This window comes from Microbacterium sp. K41 (assembly GCF_004794395.1).
Classification (GTDB): Bacteria; Actinomycetota; Actinomycetes; order Actinomycetales; family Microbacteriaceae; genus Microbacterium; species Microbacterium sufflavum.
The window spans coordinates 1-1944 of the sequence record NZ_SSDO01000299.1 but is presented as its reverse complement, the minus strand read 5'-3'; the positions used below and the strand labels follow the sequence as shown (position 1 = coordinate 1944).

General features: G+C 73.6%; 2 protein-coding genes. One reads left to right on the top strand and one right to left on the bottom strand.

Annotated elements, in window-relative coordinates; genetic code table 11:
- Window positions 1–1100 (top strand): class I SAM-dependent methyltransferase (locus tag DW309_RS08660; RefSeq protein WP_136045143.1); only part of this gene is annotated, 1100 nt, incomplete at its 5' end.
- Between the two features lie 4 nt (window positions 1101–1104).
- Here DW309_RS08660 and DW309_RS19495 read toward each other — a convergent pair.
- Window positions 1105–1944 (bottom strand): hypothetical protein (locus DW309_RS19495; protein ID WP_168387229.1); only part of this gene is annotated, 840 nt, incomplete at its 5' end.

Sequence of the window (1944 nt, the reverse complement as noted above, 5' to 3'; positions counted from 1 at the left end):
GTCTGCGCGCGGCCGGGCACTCCCCCGACCTCGTCTCCGCCGTGGTCGGCCAGGCGCACCTGCGGGCGAAGGCCGCCGCGAAGTTCGGCCCCTTCGCGGCCCGCATGCTGTTCACCAGGGCCGGCCTCGAACAGGCCACGCGCCTGGGTGTCGCAGCCCGGCACGCGCAGCGCCTGCGCAGCGCGGGGATGACGGCCGTGGCCGACCTCGGCTGCGGCATCGGCGGTGATGCGCTCGCGTTCGCGGGCGCCGGACTCGACGTGCTGGCGGTCGACGCCGACGAGGTCACCGCCGCGATCGCCGCCTACAACCTCGCGCCCTTCGGCGACAGCGTCACCGTGCGGCACGACACCGCGGAAGACGCGCTCGGGGAGCCACGACCCGGCCGCGCCGTATGGATGGACCCCGCCCGCCGTACCTCTGGGCACAGCGAGACCCGCCGCGTCGCCGCGGACGACTACTCCCCCTCGCTCGACTGGGCCTTCGGGGTCGCCGCGCGGCAGCCCACAGGGATCAAGCTCGGCCCCGCGCACGACCGCGACGCCCTGCCCGACGACGCCGAGACGCAGTGGATCAGTGCCGACGGGAGCGTGGTCGAGCTCGTGGTGTGGACGCGCGAGCTCGCGCGAGACGGTGTGCGCCGCTCGGCGCTGCTCATCCGCGGCGACCGGTCCCACGAGCTCACCGCCGCGGCGGATGCGGAGGACGCCCCGGTGCGCGACCTCGGCGCGTTCCTCCACGAGCCGGACGGCGCCGTGATCCGCGCCCGCCTGATCGGGGATGTCGCGCGCAGCCTCGACGCGGGCATGCTCGACCCCCGCATCGCCTACCTCACGTCGGACACCGCCCTGACGAGCCCGTTCGTGCAGAGCTTCCGCGTGCGGGACGTGCTGCCGATGAACACCAAGGGCATCAACGCGGCGTTGAAGGCGAACGGCATCGGGCGGCTGGAGATCAAGAAGCGCGGGGTGGACGTGGATCCCGCGGCGTTCCGGCGCACGCTCACGCTGAAGGGCGACGCCGAGGCGACCCTGATCCTCGTGCGGATCGGCGACCGGCGCCGCGCGATCCTCGCCGACCGGGTGTCCGCGGCCGACTGATCGCTCAGCCGTCCGGGTCGCGATCGGGGATCTCCACCCGGATCGGATCGCCGGGCGGACCCGTCGTCACCAGATACGAGTCTCCGGACGGCGCCTCGGAGAACACCGCCCCGGTCGTGACCGACAGGTACGGGGCCTGCCAGCGCGTGAACTCCACCTGGACCACCGAGACCGCGATCACGTCTCCCGACTCCTGATCGACGTCGACCACCTGCACCCCCAGCCCGGACTCCAGGGCCTCGCTGATCGGGGCGCACTGGCGCGAGGCGTCGGCATCCACGATCAGACACCGCAGGGACACACCGGTGTCCGACGGACGGTCGGCCAGCCACACCGGCTCCCCGTGGAAGAACCCCACCAGCGACAGCCCGAGCTCGTAGCCGTCCGCCAGGAGCTCCTCGGCTCTGGTGCGCTGCTCGCCCTCGAACTGCGACAGCACCGACGAGTTCATGCTCCAGCGCTGGATGCTCACCATCGGCTCGTCGTCGACCGACAGCAGCAGCGTCGCCACGACGTTCTCCACGGCGGCCCCGCCCTCGTCGCCCGGCGGGTCGATCGGGACAGGGACCGTGACGTTCATGCCGTCCGCGGCGTCGTCCGCGGGCAGGCAGGTCGACTGCGAGCGGTCGCCCACATCGAGCACCAGGCACAGTCGCCGGGCGTCGTCCTGCGTCGCGAACCACGCGAGCGCGTCGTCGCTCTGCGCCACCGCCCGCACCGATCCCTGGTCGTAGTCCTCGGCCGCGAGCTCGGCGCGACGCTGCTCCTGCGCGGCGGTCAAGGGCAGCGCGGCGTCGCGCGGAGCGAACAGCGCCCAGCCCGCCCCCACCCCGACCGCCACCAG